This is a genomic window from Thermomonospora catenispora, from assembly GCF_006363815.1.
Taxonomy (GTDB): Bacteria; Actinomycetota; Actinomycetes; order Streptosporangiales; family Streptosporangiaceae; genus Thermomonospora; species Thermomonospora catenispora.
The window spans coordinates 1-23,885 of sequence record NZ_RRYT01000047.1; the positions used below are offsets into that span (position 1 = coordinate 1).

Genomic DNA, 23,885 nt, shown 5'->3' on the forward strand with positions numbered 1-23,885 from the left:
CCATGGAGGCGCGCTACCAACTGCGCCATAGCCCCGCGCGTCTGCGTGGACTTTCATCCCGCAGCGCGTGGCCAGTGTATAGGACACCGGCCGTGGACTCGAATCGAATAACGGAGATCAGGTGGCGGCGGTGCCGCCCCGCTCCTCCTGGGCGGGACGGTCGTCGCTGAGGACGGGCTCGGGCAGGGTGCCGGCGTTGTGCTCGACGAGGCGCCAGCCGCCGTCGCGCTTTTCCGCCAGAACGGACCAGCAGCAGTTGGACAGGCCGCCGATGCGTTCCCAGATCTCCTCGGGGAAGCCGAGGAGGCCGCACATGCCCAGCCGGAGGGCGGCGCCGTGGGAGGCGGCGACGAGGGTCCCGTCGGGGGGCAGGGCGTCCGCGGCGCGTTCCAGGGCGGCGGAGACGCGCTTGGCGACCTGGGCGGCGGTCTCCCCGCCGGGCGGCTGCCAGACGGCGTGCTCGGCCGGGTAACGCTCCCGGATCTCGGCTCCGGTGAGCCCTTCCCACGCGCCCCCGTCGCGTTCGATCAGGTCCTGGTCGTAGGTGACCTCCAGGCCGGTGATCTCGGCGAGGGCGGCGGCCGTGGCGGCGGCGCGCTTGAGGGGGGAGGAGACGATTGCGGTGGGGCGCAGGGCGGCCAGCAGCCGGGCGGCGCGGGCGGCCTGGGCCACGCCGGTCTCATCGAGCGGGATGTCGGTCTTGCCCTGGAAGCGGTTCTCCACGTTCCAGGGGGTCTGGCCGTGCCGCCACAGCACCAGTCGGCGGCGGCCGGGCTCACGGCGGACTCCCGTGCCGACCTCGTCACTCACCGGCGCCTCCGGAGGCGGCGGCGCGCTGGGCGGCGTGCGCGTTGACGTGCTCGGGGAGCTCGATGGTGGGGCAGTCCTTCCACAGGCGTTCCAGGGCGTAGAAGGCGCGGTCCTCCTCAAGCTGAACGTGCACGATGACGTCCAGATAGTCCAGGAGGATCCAGCGGCCCTCGCGTTCCCCTTCGCGGCGCACGGGCTTGGCGTCGGCGTCCTCGCGGAGGCGCCTTTCGATCTCCTCGACGATGGCCCGGACCTGACGGTCGTTGGGCGCCGAGCAGAGCACGAAGGCGTCGGTGATGGCGAGCTGCTCGCTCACGTCGTAGGCGATGATGTCGTCGGCCAGCTTGTCACCCGCCGCCTCGGCGGCGATCCGGACCAGCTCGGCGGCCCTAGCGGATGCGGTCACGTGCGGTCGTGATCCTCCGTTCGCGGACGGTTCCAGGCTCTACTGTCTCACGGTCGCCTGGCCCGCATCCGGTCTGCGGCGGCGGCCGCACAACCAGGTTATGCGTCGCGTCGAAATGCGTCGTCTCGTTTGTTCGGGGGCCGCGGTCCCGCCGAAGGCGCCGGTCCGGGTGAGGCCGCGCTCATCGATGCACCGCCGATAGGACGTCCCCGCCTGGGCGGCACCGGACACATGCCCTCTAACCGGCCGGCCCTCCTCCGGTCACCGCTGCCGAGGGGCGTCGCCGGCGCCCTCCGGCACCTACTCGTCCTCGCTCTCCTGCGGTTTCACGTAGGTGCCCTTGCCCGGCGCGGTCACGATCAGCCCTTGCTCGGCCAGCAGCGCATACGCGCTGCGCGCCGTTCGCCGGGACACCCCGAACTCCTCGCAGATCTGCGCCTCAGACGGGATGCGCCGCCGCGGCGGATAGGTGCCGTCGGCGATCCGCTTGGCGATGATGTCGGCGATCTGCCGGTACATCGGCTCAGGTCCGTCCAGGTCAATGTCCACGTGCTGACGCTATGCAGCGCGCGGTGATGCTCATCATTACGAAACATCACGTGACAGCACGATACAGGTATGCGTACAGTCAGCAGTGAAGGTCTGTGACCGCAGACGCAAAGCGGCCCGGGCCGGCGCCGACACGCCGGTTGTTCCCGGGCCTGACCACAGAAGGGACCTGTGGCTGTGCATGAGCGTATCCATCCCGTCGAGGGCGATCGCATCGCCCGCGACCTCCAGCAGCGGACCAAAGGTCGGTGGGTCATCTGGTTCGGGCATCACACCCGCTCGTTCTGGGCCGTCACCCGCGGCCGGCACTGGAACGGCCTCATCGAGGCCCACGACGTGCCCGCCCTGCTGCGGCGCCTGGCCGAGGTCGACGCCCTGTTCGGCACCGGCCGCCCCACCATCCGCACCACCACCGGCGCCTGGACGCCGCCCCGGACGCCGGCATGGACACCGGCACGAACTTCGGCCTGGGCGCAGGCGAGGGCATCGGCACGGACACCGGCACAGATGCCGCCCCGGACATCGGCGGGGACATCGACACGAACGACGACCCCGACGCCGCCCCTGACGCCAGCGCGGACACCGGTCCGAACACAGCTGGGGACACCGGTCCGAACGCCGGTCCGGGCACAGATGGGGGCACCGGCGTGACCGCCGTCGGGGTCGACGCCGCCCCGCCCGGCGTGATGTGCGACGCCGCCGTTCACGGCGCCGGACCGCAGCCCGCGGCCGTGGTCACCTCGGAGGAGACCGCCTGGTGCCTGGTGCACTGGCTGGCGATCGCCCATGAGATGCAGCGGGACGGCCACGAGATCGTCTACACGGCCGCCGCACACCACAGAATCCGCGCGCACTGACCACCGACGAAACCGACGAGGGCCGAACAGGGGTGCCGGGCGAGGTGTCCGGCGCCCCGGCCCTCCAGGACCCGTCGACCCCACGGAGGGAGGCTCTCCACGGCCCGCCGGTCCCGGAAACGAGGGGAAACAGCGGACACGTCCCGTGAACGCGGCCGGTCGACGCCCCCGCGCAACGATCCCGCCTGCTCCGGCGACACACGCGAAAGATCACGAGGGCCGGTGCGCAAGAAAGATCACACCCGCGTCCGTCGGTCTTCGGACGTCGGCGAGACGGCCGGCTCCCGCCGCGGGTCGGGACACGCCGCCGCGCGGACGCGTCCGCGCCGATCCGTGACGGCGGGTGGGTCGGGGCGGTCCGCAGGCCGCCGGATCGCGCGGTCTCGGCGATCGCCCTGGGGGTCTGCGCGCGGTTTTCGGGCCGGGCTGCGAGATCGAGGGCGTGCACGCGGCAGTGCGCCTCTCCCCGCGCCCCGCGACGGCGGAGGGCCGAGGGCGGGGAGCCGGTGAACGCCCGGGGCGGCGGTCTCAGTCGCGGTAGAGGCCGCGCTTGTTGATGTACTGCACGATGCCGTCGGGCACGAGGTACCAGATGGGCTCGCCGGCGCGGACGCGTTCGCGGCACTCGGTGGAGGAGATGGCCAGGGCGGGCACTTCGACGAGGCTGACCCGGCCCTTGGGCAGTCCCGGGTCCGACAGGTGGTGGCCGGGGCGGGTGCAGCCGATGAAGTGGGCGAGGTTGAACATGTCGGCGGCGTTCCGCCAGGTGAGGATCTTGGCGAGGGCGTCGGCGCCGGTGATGAAGAACAGCTCGGTCTCCGGCCCGTGGATCCGGCGCATGTCGCGCAGGGTGTCGATGGTGTAGGTGGGGCCGGGCCGGTCGATGTCGATCCGGCTGACCGAGAACCGGGGGTTGGAGGCGGTGGCGATCACCGTCATCAGGTAGCGGTCCTCGGCGGAGGCGACCTTGCGTTCGCTCTTCTGCCAGGGGCGGCCGGTGGGGACGAAGACGACCTCGTCCAACTGGAACAGATGGGCGACCTCGCTGGCGGCCACCAGGTGGCCGTGATGGATGGGGTCGAACGTGCCGCCCATGATCCCCAGGCGTCGGGCGGGTTTGCTGGTCATAGGGGCGACCATAACGAGCGCGGAAAAGTGCATTCGCAGCAGCCCCGGCCATCGCGGACACGGCCGGAACGGGCCGGGGACGGGCGGATCGGGAACCTCGAAGGGGAAAGGTTCGTCGGACCTAGCATGCCGGACATGACGAAGAACACGCCGGACCGAGCACGCACGCGCTTCCCCGGGATCAGCTCCCGGGCCTATGAGCATCCGGCCGACCGCTCCGCCCTGGTGGCGCTGCGGTCGCTGACCGGTTTCGACACCGTCCTGCGCCGGCTGTCCGGCATGTTCAGCGAACGCGCCTTGCGGCTGATGTTCCTGGGCGGCAGCGTCCGGGTCGGGGACGACCAGTTCCGCTCCATCCACGACATGGTGCGGGACGCGGCCTACATCCTGGACTTCGAGGAGATCCCCGAGCTGTACGTGGTGCAGGACCCGACGCCGAACGCGATGGCGATCGGCACCGACAAGCCGTTCATCGTGCTCAACACCGGGCTGATCGACCTGCTCGACGACGAAGAGCTGCGATTCGTGGTGGGGCACGAGGTGGGGCACATCCTGTCCGGGCACGCGGTGTACCGGACGATGCTGCTGATCCTCACGTCGCTGGGGGCGCGGCTGGCCTGGGTGCCGCTGGGCAACCTGGCGATCGGGGCGATCGTGATCGGGCTGCAGGAGTGGCAGCGCAAGTCGGAGCTGTCGGCGGACCGGGCGGGCCTGCTGACCGGGCAGGACGTCGACGCGGCCAAGCGGGCGCTGATGAAGCTGGCCGGCGGGTCGCGGCTGGCGGAGATGAACGTCGAGGCGTTCCACCGGCAGGCCCGCGAGTACGACGCGGCCGGGGACGTGCGGGACGGGCTGCTGAAGTTCCTGAACCTGCTGCAGCGGTCCCACCCGTACGCGGTGGTGCGGTTCGCCGAGCTGGACAAGTGGGCGGACGGGCCGGAGTACCGGCGGATCATGGCGGGCGACTACCCGCGCCGGGAGGAGGACTCCTCGGCCAAGGTCACCGACGAGATCCGCGCCGCCGCCAAGGCCTACCGCGACTCCTGGAACGCGACCGCCGACCCGTTCATCGGCAAGCTCCGCGACATCGCCGACGGCGCCGCGAGCCTGGCCGGTGACCTGCTCGCCCGCGCCGGACGCCGGGGCCAGGGCCGCGACGAGGGCTGACGGCCCTCCGCCCGCCCTTCCGCCGCGGCCCCGGCAGGCCCCGGGGCGGGGCGCCCGCCGCGGCGGCCGGACGCAGAGCGTCCCCTCGGCCGCCGGCGTCCGCGGGGCGGCCGAGGGAACGGAGGACCGCGGCGGGGTCCGGGCGCCGGGGCGGCGCTCAGCCGCGCACCTGGCCCTCGCCGGTGACGACGTACTTGGTGGAGGTCAGCTCCGGCAGCCCCATCGGGCCGCGGGCGTGCAGCTTCTGGGTGGAGATGCCGATCTCGGCGCCGAACCCGAACTCCTCCCCGTCGGTGAAGCGGGTGGAGGCGTTCACCATGATCGCCGCCGAGTCGACGGCGGCGACGAACCGGCGGGCGGCCTGCTGGGAGGCGGTGACGATCGCCTCGGTGTGGCCGGAGCCGTAGGTGCGGATGTGCGCGACGGCCTCCTCCAGCGAGCCCACCACCCGCGCGGCGATGTCCAGCGACAGGTACTCGGCGTACCAGTCGTCCTCGGTGGCGGGCACCACGTCGCTCGAGTAGGAGCGGACCCGCTCGTCGCCGTGCACGGTGACGCCCTTGGCCTTCAGCGCCTCCAGGGCGCGCGGCAGGAACGCGTCGGCGACCGCCTCGTGGACCAGCACGGTCTCGGCGGCGTTGCACACCGAGGGCCGCTGGGTCTTGGCGTTGATCAGGATGTCGAGCGCCATGTCCAGGTCGGCGTCGGCGTCGACGTACACCGAGCAGTTGCCCACCCCGGTCTCGATCACCGGCACGGTGGACTCCTCCACCACCGAGTTGATCAGGGAGGCTCCGCCACGGGGGATCAGCACGTCCACCAGGCCGCGCGCCCGCATCAGGTGCTTGGCCGACTCGCGGGTGGTGCCGGGGACGAGCTGGACGGCGTCGGCGGGGATCTCGGTGGCGGCCAGCGCCTCCTGCATGACGTGCACCAGCGCGGTGTTGGAGTTGTAGGCCGAGGAGGAGCCGCGCAGCAGGACGGCGTTGCCGCTCTTGAGGCACAGCGCCGCCGCGTCCACGGTCACGTTGGGGCGGCCCTCGTAGATGATCCCGACCACGCCCAGCGGCACCCGGACCTGCCGCAGCTCCAGGCCGTTGGGCAGCACGGTGCCGCGGACGACCTCGCCGACCGGGTCGGGCAGCGCGGCGACTTTGCGGACCGCGTTGGCGATCGCCGCGATCCGGCCCTCGTCCAGGCTGAGCCGGTCGATCATGTACTCGGCGGTGCCGTTCTCCCGGGCGGCGGTCACGTCGGCCTCGTTGGCCTTGACGATCTCGGCCGAGCGTTCGACCAGGGCGTCGGCGATGGCGTGCAGCGCGGCGTCCTTGGGCGCCCGCGGCAGCGGCGCCAGCGTCGCGGCCGCCTCCTTGGCCAGCCCGGCCACCCGCAGGAAGTCCTCGCGCTCAGACATCACCGTGCTCCTTCTCGGTCGGCCTGTCGGTCAGGCCCTCGATCCAACACGACCAGATCATCGCGGTGGATGATCTCCCGTTGATATTCCGGGCCCATCTCGCGGGCCAGCCACCGGGTGGACCGCCCCATCAGGGAGGGGATCTCCCCCGCGTCGTAGTTCACCAGACCGCGCGCCACCACGCGCCCGTTTTCGTCGACCACGTCCACCGGGTCGCCGGCGTTGAAGTCGCCCTGCACGCCGGTGACCCCGGCGGGCAGCAGCGACTTGCGGCGCCGCACCACCGCCTCGACCGCGCCGGGGTCCAGCACCAGGCGGCCCTGCCCGACGGTGGCGTGCGCCAGCCACAGGTGGCGGGTGGAGGGGCGGCGCTCCTGGGGGTGGAAGAACGTGCCGACCGGCTCGCCGGCCAGGGCGGCGGCGGCCGAGGCGGCGTTGGTGAGGACCACCGGGACGCTCGCGCCGCCGGCGATCCGGGCCGCCTCCACCTTGGTGACCATGCCGCCGGTGCCGACCCGGCCCGACCCGCCGAGCTTGACGCCGGCCAGGTCCTGCGGGCCGCGCACCTCGGCGACGCGGCGGGCGCCCGGCTCGCGGGGGTCGCCGGTGTAGAGGGCGTCCACGTCCGACAGCAGGATCAGAGCGTCGGCGCGGACGATGTGCGACACCAGCGCGGCCAGGCGGTCGTTGTCGCCGAAGCGGATCTCGTCGGTGGCGACGGTGTCGTTCTCGTTGACGATCGGGACGACGCCCATCGCCAGCAGCTGCTCCAGGGTGCGCTGGGCGTTGCGGTGGTGGGCGCGGCGCATCATGTCGTCGGCGGTCAGCAGCACCTGCCCCACCCGGATCCCGTAGCGGGCGAAGGAGGAGGTGTAGCGGGCCACCAGCAGTCCCTGGCCGACGCTGGCGGCGGCCTGCTGGGCGGCCAGGTCCGCCGGGCGGCGGGTCAGCCCGAGCGGGCCGAGCCCGGCGGCGATCGCGCCGGAGGAGACGAACACGATCTCCCGTCCCGCGGATCTTTGCATCGCCAGCACGTCCACCAGCGCGTCGATGCGGTCGGCGTCGATGGTGCCCTGCGGGGTGGTCAGCGAGGAGGAGCCCGCCTTGACCACCACTCGGCGCGCTTGGGCGATCTTCGTCCGGAACGCCGCCGCCTCTTCAACGATCATCTCTTTCAGCGACCCTCCAGCCGTCGGTCGGTGCCGCGGGGGCCCAGGACCGCCGCGTCACCGCCCGCTCCGATCTCCGGCTCCCAGTCGAAGACGACCGCGTCGTCCTCGTCGCCGATCATGACCGTGGCGCCGGGTTCGGCGCCCGCCTCGGCCAGGGCCTCTTCCACGCCCAGCCGGGCCAGCCGGTCGGCCAGGTAGCCGACCGCCTCGTCGTTGGTGAAGTCGGTCTGCCGCAGCCAGCGGCGCGGCTTGTCCCCGGTGATCAGGTAGGTGTTGTCCCCCATCGGGCGGACGGTGAACTCCTCCCCGCCGCGGACCGGCTCGGGCCTGATCACCAGGCGGGTCGGCTCCGGCGGCGGGAGCGTGGCCCGGTAGGCGGCGACCATCTCGGCCATCGCGAACGTCAGCTCCCGCAGCCCTTCGTGGGAGGCCGCCGACACCTCGAACACGCGCAGCCCGCGCCGCTCGAACTCGGGGCGGACCAGCTCGGCGATCTCCCGCCCGTCGGGGACGTCGATCTTGTTGAGCGCCACCAGCCGGGGCCGGTCCGACAGCGGGCGGTCCCCGCCCAGCGCCTCGTCGTAGGCGCGCAGCTCCTTCTCGATGATCTCGAAGTCGCTGACCGGGTCGCGGCCGGGCTCGGGGGTGGCGCAGTCCAGCACGTGCACGATGGTGGAGGAGCGTTCGATGTGCCGGAGGAACTCCAGGCCCAGCCCGCGGCCCTCGCTGGCGCCCTCGATCAGCCCGGGCACGTCGGCGACGGTGAAGGTCGTCTCGCCGGCCTCCACCACGCCCAGATTGGGGGTCAGGGTGGTGAACGGATAGTCGGCGATCTTGGGTCGGGCCGCCGACAGCGCCGCGATCAGCGAGGACTTGCCGGCGCTGGGGAACCCGACCAGCGCCACGTCGGCGACGCTCTTGAGCTCCAGCACGATCTGGCGTTCCTCGCCGGGCTCGCCGAGCAGCGCGAACCCGGGGGCCTTGCGCTTGGGGGAGGCCAGCGCCGCGTTGCCCAGGCCGCCGCGTCCTCCGCGGGCGACGACGAAACGGGTGCCCTCCCCCACAAGGTCGGCCAGCACGTTCCCGTCGGCGTCCAGCACCACCGTGCCGTTGGGGACGGGCAGGACCACGTCCTCGCCGTCGGCCCCGTTGCGGTTGGAGCCCTGGCCGGGCCTGCCGTTGCCGGCCTTGCGGTGCGGGCGGCGGTGATACTCCAGCAGGCTGGCGGTGCTGCCGTCGACCTGCAGGATCACATCGCCGCCGCGTCCGCCGTTCCCGCCGTCCGGGCCGCCCAGCGGCTTGAACTTCTCCCGGCGCACCGACGCGCACCCGTGTCCGCCGTTCCCGGCCGCGACGTGCAACACCACCCGGTCCACGAACTGTGCCCCGGCGGCCATCGTGTCTCCCTCGATCGACGTGTCACTTCCAGAGCCCGCGCGCACCACCCCGGTGCGGCCCGTGGCGCCTCCGGCGGGCCGGTCCGCCGCCGGTCCCGCGGTGCGCCGGTCCTCGTCCCTCGCGGGCGGGCCTCGGGCGGGACCCGGGCACGCCCGTGGTCAACGACAAAGGGCGGACCGGGTGGTCCGCCCTTTGGTCAACGCTGTCTGCAGGCGGATTACTCCGCCGACGGGATGACGCTCACGGCCTTGCGGCCCCGGTAGCGGCCGAACTGGACCGTCCCGGCGACCAGCGCGAACAGCGTGTCGTCACCACCGCGGCCGACGCCGGGGCCGGGGTGGAAACGGGTGCCGCGCTGCCGGACCAGGATCTCGCCGGCGTTGACGACCTGGCCGCCGAAGCGCTTGACGCCGAGGCGCTTGGAGTTGGAGTCCCGGCCGTTCCGGCTGGACGAGGCGCCCTTCTTGTGTGCCATCGGTTACCCCTTCCTCACTTGCCGGACTTGATGCCGGTGACCTTGACGCGGGTGTACGGCTGACGGTGGCCCATCCGCCGCTTGTACCCGGTCTTGCTCCGGTAGTGCATGATGTTGATCTTCGGCCCCTTGACCGCGCCGAGCACTTCGGCGGTGACCTCGTACTTGGCGAGCTCGGCCGGGGAAGTCACGACTTTGTCGCCGTCGACGACCAGCACGGCGGGGAAGGTGACGGTGGCGCCGACCTCTTCCTTGAGACGGTCGACGGTGAGCACGTCACCCTCGGTCACCTTCTCCTGCCTGCCGCCTGCACGGACAATCGCGTACACCGCGGAAACCCTTCGTTGGCGCGTGCTTCCGGAATCAACCGGTCCCACGCGTGGTCCTCACCAGCCCTCGGTTGAGGGCCTACCTCCGGCTGCGACCGAAGGCGGCACGCACGGGACGGTCCCCCGTACGCTCTCTGCTTTCCCAAACCCCGCCGGGAACGACGGGGGCGCACCGGCACGTCCGCGACGGGGTCGCAGCCCCCACGGATGTCCAGATGCATGGCTCGATGGTCGCGCGAGAGCGCGACAGGCCCATGGTACATGGGCTTTCGAGCCGTCGCGAACCGGGCGCGGCGGGTCACGCCGCGCCCGGCGTGCGGCGGTCAGCCCTCGGCGGCGGCCGCCTCGGCGACCTCGGACTTGGCGCGGGAGCGACGGGACCGGCGGCGCCGTCCGGTGCCGCTCGCGGCGCCCTCGGCGGACTTGCCCGCCTCCTGCTCACCGGCCTGCTCCCCGGCGTGCTCACCGTCCGGCTCGCCCGGGTCGACCGGCTCGATCGTGTCGGCGTCGACCGGCTCCAGCGCGGACGGGGCGGGGCGGGCCGCCTCCGCCGCGGCCTGGACGACCTCCTCCACCGGCTCGTCGAGCTCGGGCGGCGGACCGGCGGCGCGCCGGGCGGCCCGCCGCTCCGCCTCCTTGGCGGCCTCCTCCTGCCCGGCGGACTTGTCACCGGACTTGTCCCCGGCCTTGTCACCGGGTTTGTCGGCCTGCGCGGCGGCGGACTCGTCGGCGGCCCTGTCGGCCTGCTTGTCCGACTGCTTGTCGCTCTGCTTGTCGGGCTGCTTCGCGGACTGCTTGGCCGCCTCCTGGCGGGCCAGCTTCTCCTCGACGGCGCGTTCCACGTCGCCCTTGCGCTTGCGGCGACGGCCGCCGGAGCCGCCGGACTTGTCCGAGGAGTGATCGACCGGCGTGGTGTAGACGTGGATGCCCCGGCCGTTGCAGCACTCGCAGACCTCCGAGAAGGCCTCCAGCAGCCCCTGGCCGACCCGCTTGCGGGTCATCTGGACCAGGCCCAGCGAGGTCACCTCGGCCACCTGGTGCTTGGTGCGGTCCCGCGACAGGCACTCCAGCAGCCGGCGCAGCACCAGCTCCCGGTTGCTCTCCAGCACCATGTCGATGAAGTCGATGACGATGATGCCGCCGATGTCGCGCAACCGAAGCTGACGGACGATCTCCTCGGCCGCCTCCAGGTTGTTGCGGGTGACGGTCTCCTCCAGGTTGCCGCCCTGGCCGGTGAACTTGCCGGTGTTGACGTCCACCACCGTCATCGCCTCGGTCCGGTCGATGACCAGGGAACCGCCGCTGGGCAGCCAGACCTTGCGCTCCAGCGCCTTGGCGATCTGCTCATCGATCCGGTACACGCTCAGCACGTCCTCGTCGGACTCCCAGCGCTCCAGCCGGTCGGCCAGATGCGGGGCGACGTAGTTGACGTACTCGGAGACCATCTCCCAGGCGGCGTCGCCGGAGACCACCAGTTTCTTGAAGTCCTCGTTGAAGATGTCGCGGACCACCCGGATCGTCAGATCCGGCTCGCCGTGCAGCAGCGCGGGCGCGCTGGCGGTCTTGGCCTGCTTTTGGATGTGCTCCCACTGGGCGGCCAGCCGCGAGATGTCCCCGGCCAGCTCCTCCTCGGTGGCGCCCTCGGCGGCGGTGCGCACGATCACGCCGGCGTTGTCCGGCATGATCTTCTTGAGCAGCTGCTTGAGCCGGCTGCGCTCCTTGTCGGGCAGCTTGCGGCTGATCCCGGTCATCGAGCCGTCCGGCACGTACACCAGGTAGCGGCCGGGCAGCGAGATCTGGCTGGTCAGCCGGGCGCCCTTGTGACCGATCGGGTCCTTGGTGACCTGCACCAGCACCGACTGGCCGGACTTGAGCGCCGACTCGATCCGGCGGGGCTGGCCGACCAGCCCGGCCACGTCCCAGTTGACCTCGCCGGCGTACAGCACCGCGTTGCGGCCCTTGCCGATGTCGACGAACGCCGCCTCCATGGACGGCAGCACGTTCTGCACCTTGCCGAGGTAGACGTTGCCGACGTAGGACTGGTGGCTGGCGCGATCCACATAGTGCTCGACCAGCACGTTGTCCTCGAGGATGGCGATCTGGGTGCGCTCGCCCTGCTGCCGGATCACCATGATCCGCTCCACCGACTCGCGGCGGGCCAGGAACTCCGACTCGGTGATCACCGGCGGGCGGCGACGGCCGTGCTCGCGGCCCTCGCGGCGGCGCTGCTTCTTGGCCTCCAGCCGGGTCGAGCCCTTGACGGCCTGGACCTCGTCGACGACGTCGCGGGTCTCGGTCCGCCCCGGCCGGACGTGCACCACCGTGTTCGGCGGGTCGTCGGGCGCCTGCTCCTCGGCCTCGGCGCCACCGGAGCGGCGACGGCGGCGACGCCGACGCCGACTGCCGCCGGTCGTGGGCTGCTGGGCCTCCTCCGTCTGCCCGGCGTCCTGCTCGGCGGTCCGGCCGTCCTCCTCGGCGGTCTCGGCGGACCCGGCGGCCTCCTCGGCCGTCTCCTCGGTCTTGGCCTCGCCCTCGGTCTCGTCCTTGACCTCGGTCTTGGCCTCGCCCTTGCCGCGTCGGCGGGAACGGCCCGAACCGCCCTCCTCGGCGGACTCGGCGGGCTCGGCCTCGGCGCCCTCCTCACCGCCGGCGGACTCGGCCTCGGCGCTCTGGCGGCTCTTGTCGGCGGACCGGCGGTTGCGTCCGCCCCGGCGGCGCCGGCGACGCGGACGCTCGGGGGCCTCGCCGTCCTCGTCGAGGTCGACCGGCTCGATGTCCTCGCTCTCGTCCTCGACGTCGGCGTGCTTGGCCGGCGGTTCGGCCTTGGGCACCGGCTGCGGCGGCTGGAACACCACCATCGGCGGCTGGAACGTCACCGCGGGCACGCCGCCCGGCGTCCCCGGGCTGCTCTCGCTCGCGGTCTCGAACGTCGGGACCGGCGGCACCAGCGGCACCGCGGGCACCGGAGGCCGCCCCTCGGCCCCTGTCCGGCCCGACGCCTCCGCCGACCGGTCCTCGGCGTCGGGCCCGGACTCGGGTTCGGTGTCGGCGCGGGACTCCGCGGGCGGCTCGGCCTCGGCGGCGTCCTCATCGGCCTCGGCCTCGGCGACCTCGTCGGACTCTGCGATCTCAGCGGCCTCGGCGGGCTCGTCGGCCGGCTCGCCGGAGACGGTGTCGGTCTCCTCGGTCGCCGCGTCCCGCTCGGCGGACGCCGGCTCGCCGGAGGCGTCATCGGCGTCCTGCCCGGTCCCGGCCGGCTCCGCGAGGGCCTCCTCGGGCTCCGCGAGGGCCTCTTCGGGCTCCGCGGCGTCCTCCGCATCGGCCCGGCCGACGTCCCCGGCCTCGTCGGACTCGCCGGTCTCACCGGCCTCCGCGGGCTCCGCGACCTCATCGGCCTCGGCGGCCTCGGCGGGTTCGGCGGCCGGGGCGTCCGGGGACGGTGCGCCCTCCTCCGCCGCGTCGGCCTGCGCCGGCTCGACGTCCGCTCCGGCGGCGTCGCCGGCGGGAACGGTCCGCCCGTCCTCCCCCGTCTCGGCGTCGCCGGTCCCGGCGGTCTCGGCGGCGGGCCGTTCGGCCTCCTCGTCGGTCCGCCGCGGGACCTCGGCGGCCTCCTCCGCGGCGTCCGGAGCGGTCAGGTCGCCCTCCTCCGGCGCGGCGGTCCCGGCGTCGTCGGTCCGGTCGCCCTCTGCGGCCGGCTGCCCGGCGGCCTGGGCGTTCTGCGCGCTCTCACCGGTCCGGCCGGTCTCGTCGGCCGTGGCGGGCCGGGCGGCGGGGCCGGCCTCCTGGGGGCCGGCGGGCTCGCCGGACCGGGGGGAGGAAGCCGCCGCGGAAGTCTCGGGTGCGGCCGGGGGGGCCGAGACGAGGGGCGCGGTGAGGACCGCGGGGATGTCGTCTATCTCGGGGGGCGGGCCGGCGGGGCGGCTGGCGCGGCGGCGAGCCGGTGCGGGCCGAGTGGTGCCGGTGACCTCCTCTGTGGTCTCGGGGTTAGCCGAGTCGTTGTCGTTGTCATTCATGCGGGCGTTCTCCCGTCAGGCTCCCGGGCGCTGCCGCGAGTCCGCCGGAGGGCGGTTCCGCGGTGCGCCGCGCGGGAGCGCTCCGTTCAGTCATCGTCGTCGTGCGCCGGACGGTGATCCGGTGACGACGACGAAAGTCGTCTAGGCGGCCCGGCCGTACCCCTGGAGGGACGGCGGCGCGTGACCGTGCCGCGCGTCCCCCGAACCCACACCGTGCCGGCACGGCGCGAGGTTCTAAGGCCGGGTGGTGACGACGTCCGCGCTCTCGGTGCCCGCGGGCCGCTCCTGCGCGGCGCCGTGGGCCGTCCCGGCGTCTCCGCCGGGCGGTGGCACGGCCTCCCGATCGGGATCCAGCGGGTCCGCCAGCTCACCGGTGGCTTCGTCCAGGGGCCCCTGCGCCAGCCGGGTCACCAGCGGTGGTGACGGCGGCGCCAGGTCGGCGACCTGTCGCAGTCCGGCGAGGACGTCGTCGGGTCGAACGGCAGGTGTGACATGCCGAACAACCATTCGAAGTATCGCAGAAGGGGCGTCGGCCGCCTCCGGGGCGCGCCGGTCCAGCTCACAGGCGAACACTGCGGCGCGCGCGTCGAAACGGCGGCGTCCCTTCTTGGTGAGGCGTTCGACCTCGACACGCTCGGCGGCCATGAAGGCGGCAACGGCCCGGTCGGCGACGCCGGGGTCGACACCGTCCAGCCGAACCCGCCACTCGGACGCCTGCAGGCGGTCCGCGAGCGAGGTGCCCGCCGGGGCGGGAACCACGTCGAGGACATCCAGACCCGGCGGCAGCGCCGCATCGAGGTCGGCCCGCACCCGTGCAGGGTCACGGGTGTCGGTGAGCCCGAGTTCGAGGTACTCCGCCTCGCTGGCCACCCCTGTCGGCGCCGCACCCGTGTACGAGATCTTCGGGTGCGGGGTGAATCCGGCGCTGAACGCGACGGGGATCCCGGCGCGCCGCACTGCGCGTTCCACGGCCCGGGAGACATCGCGTTGGCTGGTGAACCGCAGCCTGCCGCGCTTGGCGTAGCGCACGCGCAGGCGCTGGATCACGGGAGCCGGCGCTGGACCGTCCGGCATGGGTGCCAGTGTCTTTGTCCTTCCTACTCGTATCGAGAAGAAAACGTCTGACTACAGGGTAAGCCCCCGAGGGTCCTGTCGTACCCATCGACGCCGCACCCTTTCCGAGACATACCCGCTGACCTGGGCGAACGCGGCCGGCACGGCGACATGCCGCAAGCGGGCGCCCGCCCGGCGGAAGGCGGTCAGACGACGCTCAGCGGGAGCAGCTTCTTCCCGGTGGGGCCGATCTGGATCTCGGTGCCCATGGTCGGGCAGACGCCGCAGTCGTAGCAGGGCGTCCACCGGCAGTCCTCGACCCCGACCTCCGCCAGCGCGTCCTGCCAGTCCTGCCACAGCCACTCGCGGTCCAGCCCGGCGTCCAGGTGGTCCCAGGGCAGCACCTCGACCTCGTCGCGCTCGCGCGTGGTGTACCAGTCGATGTCCACGGGCTCGTCGGCCAGGGCCTTCTCCGCGCAGGCCACCCAGCGCTCGTAGGAGAAGTGCTCGCTCCAGCCGTCGAACCGGCCGCCGTCCTCCCACACCGCGCGGATCACCTTGCCGACGCGGCGGTCGCCGCGGGACAGCAGACCCTCGATGATGGAGGGCTCGCCCTCGTGATAGCGCAGGCCGATGGCCCGGCCGTACTCCTTGTCCCGGCGCAGCTCATCGCGCAGGGCGCGCAGCCGCCGGTCGACGGTCCGGGGGTCGCACTGGGCGGCCCACTGGAAGGGGGTGTGCGGCTTGGGCACGAACCCGCCGATGGACACCGTGCAGCGGATGTCGCGGCGGCCGGTGGCCTCCCGGCCGGCCTGGATCACCCGGCGGGCCATGTCGGCGATGGCCAGGACGTCCTCGTCGGTCTCGGTGGGCAGCCCGCACATGAAGTACAGCTTCACCTGCCGCCAGCCGCTGGCGTAGGCGGTGGTGACGGTGCGGATGAGGTCCTCCTCCGACACCATCTTGTTGATCACGCGGCGCATCCGCTCCGACCCGCCCTCGGGGGCGAAGGTCAGCCCCGAGCGCCGTCCGTTGCGGGAGAACTCGTTGGCCAGCGTAACGTTGAAGGCGTCCACCCGGGTCGAGGGCAGCGACAGCGAGGTGTTGGTGCCCTCGTAGCGGTCGGCCAGGCCCTTGGCGATGTCGGCGATCTCGCTGTGGTCGGCGCTGGAGAGGCTGAGCAGCCCCACCTCGGTGAAGCCGGACTCCTTCAGCCCGCCCTCGACCATCTCGCCGATGGTGGTGATCGAGCGCTCCCGCACCGGGCGGGTGATCATCCCGGCCTGGCAGAACCGGCATCCCCGGGTGCAGCCGCGGAAGATCTCCACGCTGTAGCGCTCGTGGACGGTCTCGGCCAGCGGGACCAGCGGCTTCTTGGGGTAGGGCCAGGAGTCCAGGTCCATCACGGTGTGCTTGGCCACCCGCCACGGCACCCCGGGCCGGTTGGGCGCCACCCGCTGGATCCGTCCGTCCGGCAGGTAGGTCACGTCGTAGAACTTCGGCACGTACACGCCGCCGGAGGACGCCAGGCGCATCAGCAGCTCGTCGCGCCCGCCGGGCCGGCCCTCGGCCTTCCACTCGCGGACCACCTCGGTGATGGCCAGCACGATCTCCTCGCCGTCGCCGAGCACCGCGGCGTCCAGGAAGTCGGCGATCGGCTCGGGGTTGAACGCGGCGTGCCCGCCGGCGATCACGATCGGGTGCTCGTCGGTGCGGTCGGCGGCCTCCAGCGGGATGCCGGCCAGATCGAGCGCGTTCAGCAGGTTGGTGTAGCCCAGCTCGGTGGCGAAGCTGACGCCCAGCAGGTCGAACGCGGCGACCGGGCGGTGGGCGTCCACGGTGAACTGCGGGACGCCGTGCTCGCGCATCAGCTTCTCCATGTCGGGCCAGACCGCGTAGGTCCGCTCGGCGAGCACCCCGTCGCGCTCGTTCAGGATCTCGTAAAGGATCTGGACGCCCTGGTTGGGCAGGCCGACCTCATAGGCGTCGGGGTACATCAAAGCCCATCGGACCTCGGCGTCGTCCCAGTCCTTGATCTGCGAGTTGAGCTCTCCGCCGACGTACTGAATCGGCTTGTTGACGCGCGCGAGCAGCGGCTCCAGGCGCGCGAAGAGCGATTCGACGGGCATGGAGGTCCTCCGAAGTCAACAGGAATGGTTGTCAGCCTATGCGCAAATCGCCCACCGCGCAGATCAGAAAAGATCACGCGGGGAACGGCCGGGCGCGCAGATGAACGGCCTGGAGCAGCCCGAGGGCGATCATGTTGGCGAACGTGGCCGAGCCGCCGTAGGACACCAGCGGCAGCGGCAGCCCGGTGATCGGCATGATGCCCAGGGTCATCCCGATGTTCTCGAACATCTGGAACCCCAGCCAGCACACCACCCCCGCCGCCACCAGCGCCCCGAACGGGTCGGCGGCCGAGCTGGCGATCCGCAGCCCCCGCCACAGCACCACGCCCAGCAGCAGGATGATCAGGCCGCCGCCGATGAAGCCCAGCTCCTCCCCGGCGACGGTGAAGATGAAGTCGGTCTGCTGCTCGGGCACGAAGTGGCCGCCGGTCTGCTCCCCCGCGAACAGCCCCTTGCCGGTCACCCCGCCCGAGCCGACCGCGATCCGCGCCTGCATGGCGTTGTAGCCGGCGCCGCGCGGGTCGGCCTCCGGGTTGGCGAACGCGGTGAACCGCGCGATCTGGTACGGCTTGAGCAGCCCGAGGAACCACACCGCGCACGCCGCCAGCACGGCGCCGCCGGTCAGGCCCGCCAGCCAGCGCTTGCGGACCCCGGCCATGGCCAGCATCCCCAGCACCACGGCCCCGAGCACCAGCGTGGTGCCCAGGTCGGGCTGCGCCATGACCAGCGCCGCCGGGGCGCCGGCCAACGCCAGCGCCAGCACGATGTCGCGCGGGCCGGGTCCGGCGTCGGCGTCCCGGGGCTCGCCGTCGCGCGGCTCGGCCAGCAGCATCGCCAGCAGCACCACCAGGCCGACCTTGGCGAACTCCGACGGCTGCACCTGGAAGCCGCCGCCCAGCACGATCCATGAGTGGGAGCCGTTGATCGTCTTCCCCAGCGGGGAGAGCACCGCGACCAGGCCCGCGCAGGCCAGCCCGTACACGATCGGGGCGTAGGCGCGCAGCAGCCGGTAGTCCAGCATCGACACCACCGCGCCGAGCGCGAACCCGATCCCCAGGTTCAGCAGGTGCCGCTTGAGGAAGCCGTCGGGGTCCTTGCCCTGCTCGGCCAGCTCCGCCCAGGTCGCCGAGCGGACCAGCAGCGCGCTCAGCACCGACAGCGCCACCACGGCCAGGATCAGGCTCCAGTCCAGCCGGCGCAGCCCGGCGAGACGGTGCCGCCAGGTGTAGCGGCCGCCGTAGCCCTCCACCACGTCGGTGACGCCGATCCCCGCGATCATGCTCCGGTCCTCCTCCGGCCGCCCGCCCGCGTCACGGCGCGGTCCCCGTCGGCACCGAGGTGCTCCCGTCCGGGTTCACCTTGGGCAGCGCGGTCGGCAGGTCGCCGTTGACCAGCGCGGCCTTCTTGCCGTTCAGGCCGTACATCGTCTCGTAGATCTCGCGGACGGCGGGGGCGGCGTAGGTGCCGCCGGTGCCGGACTGGGAGATCACCGCCACCACGACGAAGCGGGGGTCCTTGGCGGGGGCGAAGGAGGCGAACCACGCGGTGTCGTCCTTGCCGTAGACCTCGGCGGTGCCGGTCTTGCCCGCCACGTGGACCTTCTTGAGGTCGAACCCGCTGAACGCGCCCGCCGCGGTGCCCTGGGTGGTCACCTCCGCCAGCGCCTTGCGCATGTAGGCCAGCACCTTGCCGTCGACCGGCAGCCGCTTGGGCTCCGGCGGCTCGATCCGGCGGACCACGGTGCCGTCCGGGCGGATCACCGCCAACCCCACCCGCGGCACCACCAGCTTCCCGCCGTTGGCCAGCGCCGCGTACGCCCGCGCCAGCTGCAGCGGGGTGACCAGCACGTCGCCCTGGCCGATGGAGAAGTTGGCGGCGTCACCGGGCCGCCACACATACCCCTCGGCGCAGTGCTCCTTGGCGATGGCCTTCAGGTAGGCGGCCCGGGTGGGGGCGGTGCGCTCCAGCTCCTTGTAGCCGTTCTTGGCGGCCTTGCAGGTGTCGTCCTTGGTGGCCTCCCAGTACTCGCGCTTCCAGGTGCGGTCGGGGATCCGGCCGGAGGCCTCGTTGGGCAGGTCGATCCCGGTCTTGGAGCCGAAGCCGAAGTTGCGGGCCATGGCGGCCATCGGGTCCTTGGGCTTCTTGACCGGCTTGAGCCCGCCGTCGCGCAGCCACTGCTCGTAGGCGAACTTGTAGAAGATCGTGTCGCAGGAGACCACCAGCGCGCGGTGCAGGTTCATGTTGCCGTGCGCCTGGCCCTCGAAGTTGCGGAACTCCCGGTTGCCGACCCGGTAGGAGCCCGGGCACGGGTAGACGCCGTTGAGCGGGTAGCCGTCGGCGACCGCCGCGGCCACCGAGGAGATCTTGAAGGTGGAGGCCGGCGGGAACTGCCCCTGGATGGCGCGGGAGATCAGCGGCTGGCCCTTGGACTTGCCCAGCAGCGCGTCGTACTCGGCCTGGGAGATCCCGCCGATCCACACGCTGGGGTCGTAGGTGGGGTAGCTGGCCAGCGCCACCACCCGGCCGGTGCGGGCGTCCATCACCACCGCCGCGCCGGAGTCGGCCTTGGACCCGGCCTGGCGGGCCTTGTCGACGGCGTTCTTGATCGCCTGCTCGGCGGCGGCCTGGATGCGCGCGTCCAGGCTGGTCACCAGGGACGACCCGGGGATCGGCGGCTGTTCGCGGGCGGTGCCGGTGACCCGGCCCTGGCTGTCGACCAGCACCTCCCGCACGCCCGCGCGCCCGCGCAGGTCGGCGTCGTAGTGGGCCTCCAGCCCGTCCCGGCCGATCAGGTCCACGCCGCTGTAGCCGGTGACCTTCAGCCCGCGCCGCTCGTCCAGCTCCTCCTGGGTGATGGGCTGCAGGTAGCCGAGGGTCTGCGCGGCGACCGCGCCCTCCGGCTCGGGGTATTCGCGGACCGCCTGGACCGCGGCGGTCACCCCGGGGTACTCCTCGGCCCGTTCCATGATCTGCAGGGCCTGCTTGGGATCGACCCGGTCGGCGACGGGGATCGGCTGGTACGGCGAGCCCGGCCAGCACGGCCGTTTCACCGTGGGCGAGCACAATCGGATCCGCTTCTCCAGCTCGGCGCGGGTGGTGCCGAGGGTGGCGGCCAGGCGCTCCAGGACCGCCTTGCCGCCGTCGTCCTGCCGCGACAGCACGGTGCGGTCCACCGAGACCACCAGGGAGGCCCGGTTGCGGACCAGCGGCCGGCCGTGGATGTCGAGGATCATCCCGCGGGTGGCCGGGACCACGATCTCGCGGATCCGGTTCTGCGCGGCCACCTGCCGGTAGTGCTCACCGTTGATGACCTGCAGGTTCCACAGCCGCCCCAGCAGCACCAGCAGCATGGCCACCACCACGACGTGCAACACGGCAAGCCGGAAGTGGGTCTTGGGGTTCATCGCTCACATCCGGGACGACAGCGTGCGGTAACGGGCGATCGGCAGGTCGAACCGGTCACGGGCATGGTCGCGTTCGAACCGCCGGGTCGCCCGCAGCACCGCCCACATCACGAACGGGCTGGCCAGCACGTCGTAAACGACCTGCAGCGGGACGACGCGGCGGACGATCTCCCAGGCCGAACGCGGATCGCCGAGCATCATGCCCAGCCCGGCGTACAGCAGCGTCCCGGCCAGCGCCCCGGCCGCGACCGCCACGAACGGCACCACCGCCGAGCGGGTCATCTCGTCGCTGACCAGCCCGCAGACGTAACCGATCAGGCAGTACACCAGGGCGTAGCGGCCGATGGTGTGGTCGGCCGGCGGGATGATGTCGGCGGCCAGCCCGGCGCAGAACCCCGCCACCGTCCCGGTCAGCGGCCCGCCGGTCAGCGCCAGCGCCACCACCGTCAGCAGCACCAGATCCGGGGTGACCGCGCCGGGCAGCGGCAGCCGGTTGGCCACCGACACTTGCAGGACCAGGGCCGCCACGAGCACGGCCGTCGCCGTGAGGTTGCGGCCGGGCGGCATGTCAGTGGTCGTCAGCACGGTCAGTCCTCTGTGTCGTCCGGTGTTCGCGAGGCGTTGGGCGAGGCGGAGGCGCTCGGGCTCGGGCTCGGACTGGCGCTGCCCGAGGGCGACGGCGTCGGAGGCGGCGTCGAGGGCTGGGCCGGTTTCGGTCTCGGCGGCAGCACCGCGTCCCGCGGATCCGACGCCGGCGGCGCCACCACCACGCCCACCACGTCCAGGGTGCTGAAATTGACGAACGGACGCACGTAGGCGACGCGGGTGAGCGACCCGATGGAGTGCTCGACGCGTTCGACGGTCCCGATCGGCACGCCCGGCACGTAGGGGCGCTGTCCCTGCGAGCCCAGCGTCACCAGCCGCTGCCCGACGCGCAGCGGGGCGTGGGCGTTCAGCAGCTGCAGGCGCAGCGGGGTCGCCCCGCCTCCGCCGACGCCGCGGCGGCCGGCGCCCTGCACGATGCCGATCTCCCGGGAGTCCTCCAGCCGGGCGCCCACCGAGGAGGCCGCGTCGGTGGCCAGCAGCACGGTCGCGGTGGCCGGACCGACCCGCACGACCCGGCCGACCAGCCCGTCGGCGGTCATCACGGTCATGTCCGGGCGCACCCCGCTGCGGCTGCCGACGTCGATGGTGACGGTGTCCTCCAGCCCCTGCCCGGCGGAGATCACCTGGGCGGGGACGATCTTGTAGCCGCCCAGGCCGGCCGAGCCCAGCAGCCGCTGCAGCTGCGCGGCCCGCTCGGCGTCGATCCGCTGGGCGCGCAGCTGCTCCCGCAGCCGCTGGTTCTCGCGTTCCAGCCGTTCGGCGCGGCGGCGCTCGCCCGGGGCGTCGGTGATCGCGTCGAAGGCGTTGCCGATCGGGCGGACCACCGACGCCGACAGCCGTTCGATCGGGCCGAACACGGCGTCACCGGCGGCGCGCAGCATGCGCAGCGGCGACCCCTCCCCACCGCGGTAGTCCACGGTGATCAGCACCAGCGCGGTGATCAGCAGCGTGCCGAGCACCGCACGGGTGCGCCGGGTATCTCTCACCCCGGAGCCCTCCCGTTCGTCTCCGAGGCCCGCGAGGCGGCCGACCGCCTCGCGGGCCGCTCGTTCTCGGTTGTCCGAACTGGGGGCGGCCGGTCAGTGCCTGGGTTCGGGAACGAGGACCTCGCGCAGCGCCTCGAAGTCCTCCACGCACTTGCCGGTGCCGAGCACCACCGAGTCGAGCGGGTTGTCGACCAGGTGGATCGGCATCCCGGTCTCCTCACGGAGCCGCTCGTCGAGGTTCTTCAACAGGGCTCCGCCGCCGGTCAGGGCGATCCCGCGGTCCATGATGTCGCCGCTCAGCTCCGGAGGGCACTTGTCGAGGGTGGTCTTGACCGCTTCGACGATCGCGTTGACCGGTTCCTCGATGGCTCGGCGGACCTCCTCGGCAGAGATCACCACGGTCTTGGGCAGCCCGCTGACCAGATCGCGGCCACGGACCTCGGCGTGCGGCTCGTCGTCCCCGTCCGGGTAGGCCGAACCGATCGCCATCTTGATCTCCTCGGCGGTGCGCTCGCCGAGCATCAGCGAATATTCCTTCTTGGAGAAGGCGATGATCGCCTGGTCCAGCTCGTCACCGCCGACCCGTACGGACTGGCTGGTGACGATGCCGCCCAGGGAGATGATCGCCACCTCGGTGGTGCCGCCGCCGATGTCGACGACCATGTTGCCGGTCGGCTCGTGCACCGGCAGCCCCGCGCCGATCGCGGCCGCCATCGGCTCCTCGATGATGTAGACCCGGCGGGCCCCGGCCTGGTAGCCGGCCTCCTTGACGGCCCGCTGCTCCACCCCGGTGATCCCGCTGGGCACCGCGACCACGATCCGCGGCTTGGCGAAGTGCCGGCGCTTGTGCACCTTCTGGATGAAGTAGCGCAGCATGCGCTCGGTCACATCGAAGTCGGCGATCACCCCGTCCTTGAGGGGGCGGACCGCCACGATGTTGCCGGGGGTGCGGCCGATCATCCGCTTGGCCTCGATGCCCACCGCGTGGATCTTGCCCGTGTTGGTGTTGATCGCCACCACCGAGGGCTCGTTGAGCACGATGCCGCGTCCGCGCACGTAGACGAGCGTGTTCGCCGTACCCAGGTCGACCGCCATGTCCCGGCCGAGAAACGACAGCTTGTTACCCATGTAGAAAGGGAGCCCTCTCAGTAACTGGCGGACGTGCAGAGCGGCATACCCATCGTAACGCGCCCGTATGCCCGTGGAGGCAGCCAACCGTGCTGCCCCACCATGCCCGAATATTCGCCGATGCCTCGTCCAATTTCACGTCGACACGCTGATCCGATCTGGAGCCTTCGAACGCGCGGTACGACCACAGGCCCGTCCGGGAGCGGACGGGCCTGTGGCGGGACGCATCGGCGACGGCGGCCGGGACGGGCGCCCGTCCCGGGCGGGTCAGCCCAGGTCGGGGAAGAACAGCTTGATCTCGCGGGCGGCGGACTCGGGCGAGTCGGACCCGTGCACGATGTTCTCGCCGATCTCCAGGGCGAAGTCGCCGCGGATGGTGCCGGGGGCGGCCTTGACCGGGTCGGTGGCGCCGGCCAGGGCGCGGAACGCCTCGATGGCGCGCGGGCCCTCGACGACCATGGCGACCAGCGGGCCGCCGGTGATGAACTCCACCAGCTCGCCGAAGAAGGGGCGCTCGCGGTGCTCGGCGTAGTGGTCCTCGGCGACCTCGCGGGTGAGGGTGCGCAGCTCGAGCGCGACGATCTTCAGGCCCTTGCGCTCGATGCGCGAGATGACCTCGCCGACCACACCGCGGCGGACGCCGTCGGGCTTGACCAGGACGAGAGTGCGCTCGGACACGGCAGGTATCTCCTCATGGGTTGCGTTCGGCTGGTTCACACGATCCGCCGGCCTCACGGAGGGAGGGCGGCGCGCACGCAAAGCGTTGCGCGCGAAGCCTACCCGGATCCCCGCCGCCCGGTGCCCGCCGCCCGCCCCGCGGGGCGCCTCCGCCCGGGCGGCCCGCCGCGGCTCCCCCGGGGC

20 protein-coding genes are annotated in these 23,885 nt (G+C 72.6%); 2 read left to right on the forward strand and 18 right to left on the reverse strand.

Annotated elements, in window-relative coordinates:
• Nucleotides 1-117 precede the first annotated feature (117 nt).
• The 3 genes from EIO00_RS22450 to EIO00_RS22460 all read right to left on the reverse strand — a co-directional run bounded on the left by EIO00_RS22450 (nucleotide 118) and on the right by EIO00_RS22460 (nucleotide 1,765).
• Nucleotides 118-810: a histidine phosphatase family protein gene (locus EIO00_RS22450; RefSeq protein WP_140182147.1), complete on the reverse strand. Its 693-nt coding sequence runs from the start codon at nucleotides 808-810 to the stop codon at nucleotides 118-120.
• Entirely contained in the window at nucleotides 803-1,216 is a 414-nt protein-coding gene (gene rsfS / locus EIO00_RS22455; RefSeq protein WP_140182149.1) for a ribosome silencing factor, read from the reverse strand. The genes EIO00_RS22450 and rsfS overlap by 8 nt, the downstream gene beginning before the upstream one ends.
• A 300-nt stretch (nucleotides 1,217-1,516) precedes the next feature.
• Nucleotides 1,517-1,765, reverse strand: coding sequence for a GntR family transcriptional regulator (locus EIO00_RS22460; RefSeq protein WP_241661534.1), 249 nt, complete (start codon nucleotides 1,763-1,765; stop codon nucleotides 1,517-1,519).
• Nucleotides 1,766-2,208: 443 nt separating this feature from the next.
• Here EIO00_RS22460 and EIO00_RS22465 point away from each other — a divergent pair, with 443 nt between their 5' ends.
• A complete protein-coding gene (locus EIO00_RS22465; protein WP_140182151.1) occupies nucleotides 2,209-2,622 on the forward strand; it encodes a hypothetical protein in 414 nt (137 codons plus the stop codon).
• Between the two features lie 528 nt (nucleotides 2,623-3,150).
• Here the strand turns inward: EIO00_RS22465 and nadD are convergent.
• A complete protein-coding gene (nadD, locus tag EIO00_RS22470; protein WP_140182153.1) occupies nucleotides 3,151-3,750 on the reverse strand; it encodes a nicotinate-nucleotide adenylyltransferase in 600 nt (199 codons plus the stop codon).
• A gap of 135 nt (nucleotides 3,751-3,885) precedes the next feature.
• Between nadD and EIO00_RS22475 the strand changes: the two genes are divergently transcribed.
• Nucleotides 3,886-4,917, forward strand: coding sequence for a M48 family metallopeptidase (locus tag EIO00_RS22475; RefSeq protein ID WP_140182155.1), 1,032 nt, complete (start codon nucleotides 3,886-3,888; stop codon nucleotides 4,915-4,917).
• Between the two features lie 157 nt (nucleotides 4,918-5,074).
• Here EIO00_RS22475 and EIO00_RS22480 read toward each other — a convergent pair whose 3' ends face one another.
• From EIO00_RS22480 to ndk, 14 genes are all read right to left on the reverse strand, one after another.
• Nucleotides 5,075-6,331: a glutamate-5-semialdehyde dehydrogenase gene (locus tag EIO00_RS22480; protein ID WP_140182157.1), complete on the reverse strand. Its 1,257-nt coding sequence runs from the start codon at nucleotides 6,329-6,331 to the stop codon at nucleotides 5,075-5,077.
• Entirely contained in the window at nucleotides 6,331-7,500 is a 1,170-nt protein-coding gene (gene proB, locus EIO00_RS22485; protein ID WP_206664234.1) for a glutamate 5-kinase, read from the reverse strand. Before proB ends, EIO00_RS22480 begins: the two co-directional genes overlap by 1 nt.
• 5 nt (nucleotides 7,501-7,505) lie before the next feature.
• Entirely contained in the window at nucleotides 7,506-8,900 is a 1,395-nt protein-coding gene (obgE, locus tag EIO00_RS22490; RefSeq protein ID WP_140182159.1) for a GTPase ObgE, read from the reverse strand.
• 218 nt (nucleotides 8,901-9,118) lie between these two features.
• Nucleotides 9,119-9,376: a 50S ribosomal protein L27 gene (rpmA, locus tag EIO00_RS22495; RefSeq protein ID WP_140182161.1), complete on the reverse strand. Its 258-nt coding sequence runs from the start codon at nucleotides 9,374-9,376 to the stop codon at nucleotides 9,119-9,121.
• 14 nt (nucleotides 9,377-9,390) lie between these two features.
• Entirely contained in the window at nucleotides 9,391-9,705 is a 315-nt protein-coding gene (gene rplU / locus EIO00_RS22500) for a 50S ribosomal protein L21 (RefSeq protein ID WP_140182163.1), read from the reverse strand.
• A gap of 323 nt (nucleotides 9,706-10,028) precedes the next feature.
• Nucleotides 10,029-13,718, reverse strand: a complete 3,690-nt coding sequence (locus EIO00_RS22505) for a ribonuclease E/G (RefSeq protein ID WP_241661535.1) — start codon at nucleotides 13,716-13,718, stop codon at nucleotides 10,029-10,031.
• 234 nt (nucleotides 13,719-13,952) lie between these two features.
• The gene (locus EIO00_RS22510) at nucleotides 13,953-14,792 is read right to left on the reverse strand and encodes a TIGR03936 family radical SAM-associated protein (RefSeq protein WP_175596309.1); all 840 of its coding nucleotides are present in this window, start codon (nucleotides 14,790-14,792) and stop codon (nucleotides 13,953-13,955) included.
• A gap of 185 nt (nucleotides 14,793-14,977) precedes the next feature.
• Complete coding sequence (locus EIO00_RS22515; RefSeq protein ID WP_140182165.1) at nucleotides 14,978-16,900, reverse strand: TIGR03960 family B12-binding radical SAM protein; 1,923 nt, start codon at nucleotides 16,898-16,900, stop codon at nucleotides 14,978-14,980.
• 73 nt (nucleotides 16,901-16,973) lie between these two features.
• Complete coding sequence (rodA, locus tag EIO00_RS22520; RefSeq protein WP_140182167.1) at nucleotides 16,974-18,179, reverse strand: rod shape-determining protein RodA; 1,206 nt, start codon at nucleotides 18,177-18,179, stop codon at nucleotides 16,974-16,976.
• A 31-nt stretch (nucleotides 18,180-18,210) separates the two neighbouring features.
• Nucleotides 18,211-20,304 carry a penicillin-binding protein 2 gene (gene mrdA / locus EIO00_RS22525; RefSeq protein ID WP_140182169.1) on the reverse strand — a complete coding sequence of 698 codons (2,094 nt, stop codon included), beginning with the start codon at nucleotides 20,302-20,304 and terminating at the stop codon, nucleotides 18,211-18,213.
• Between the two features lie 3 nt (nucleotides 20,305-20,307).
• Nucleotides 20,308-20,889: a rod shape-determining protein MreD gene (gene mreD, locus EIO00_RS22530; protein ID WP_140182171.1), complete on the reverse strand. Its 582-nt coding sequence runs from the start codon at nucleotides 20,887-20,889 to the stop codon at nucleotides 20,308-20,310.
• A 2-nt stretch (nucleotides 20,890-20,891) separates the two neighbouring features.
• Nucleotides 20,892-21,896: a rod shape-determining protein MreC gene (gene mreC / locus EIO00_RS22535; RefSeq protein ID WP_140182173.1), complete on the reverse strand. Its 1,005-nt coding sequence runs from the start codon at nucleotides 21,894-21,896 to the stop codon at nucleotides 20,892-20,894.
• A 93-nt stretch (nucleotides 21,897-21,989) separates the two neighbouring features.
• Nucleotides 21,990-23,024, reverse strand: coding sequence for a rod shape-determining protein (locus tag EIO00_RS22540; protein ID WP_140182176.1), 1,035 nt, complete (start codon nucleotides 23,022-23,024; stop codon nucleotides 21,990-21,992).
• Between the two features lie 267 nt (nucleotides 23,025-23,291).
• Nucleotides 23,292-23,702 carry a nucleoside-diphosphate kinase gene (gene ndk / locus EIO00_RS22545; protein WP_140182178.1) on the reverse strand — a complete coding sequence of 137 codons (411 nt, stop codon included), beginning with the start codon at nucleotides 23,700-23,702 and terminating at the stop codon, nucleotides 23,292-23,294.
• Nucleotides 23,703-23,885 lie beyond the last annotated feature (183 nt).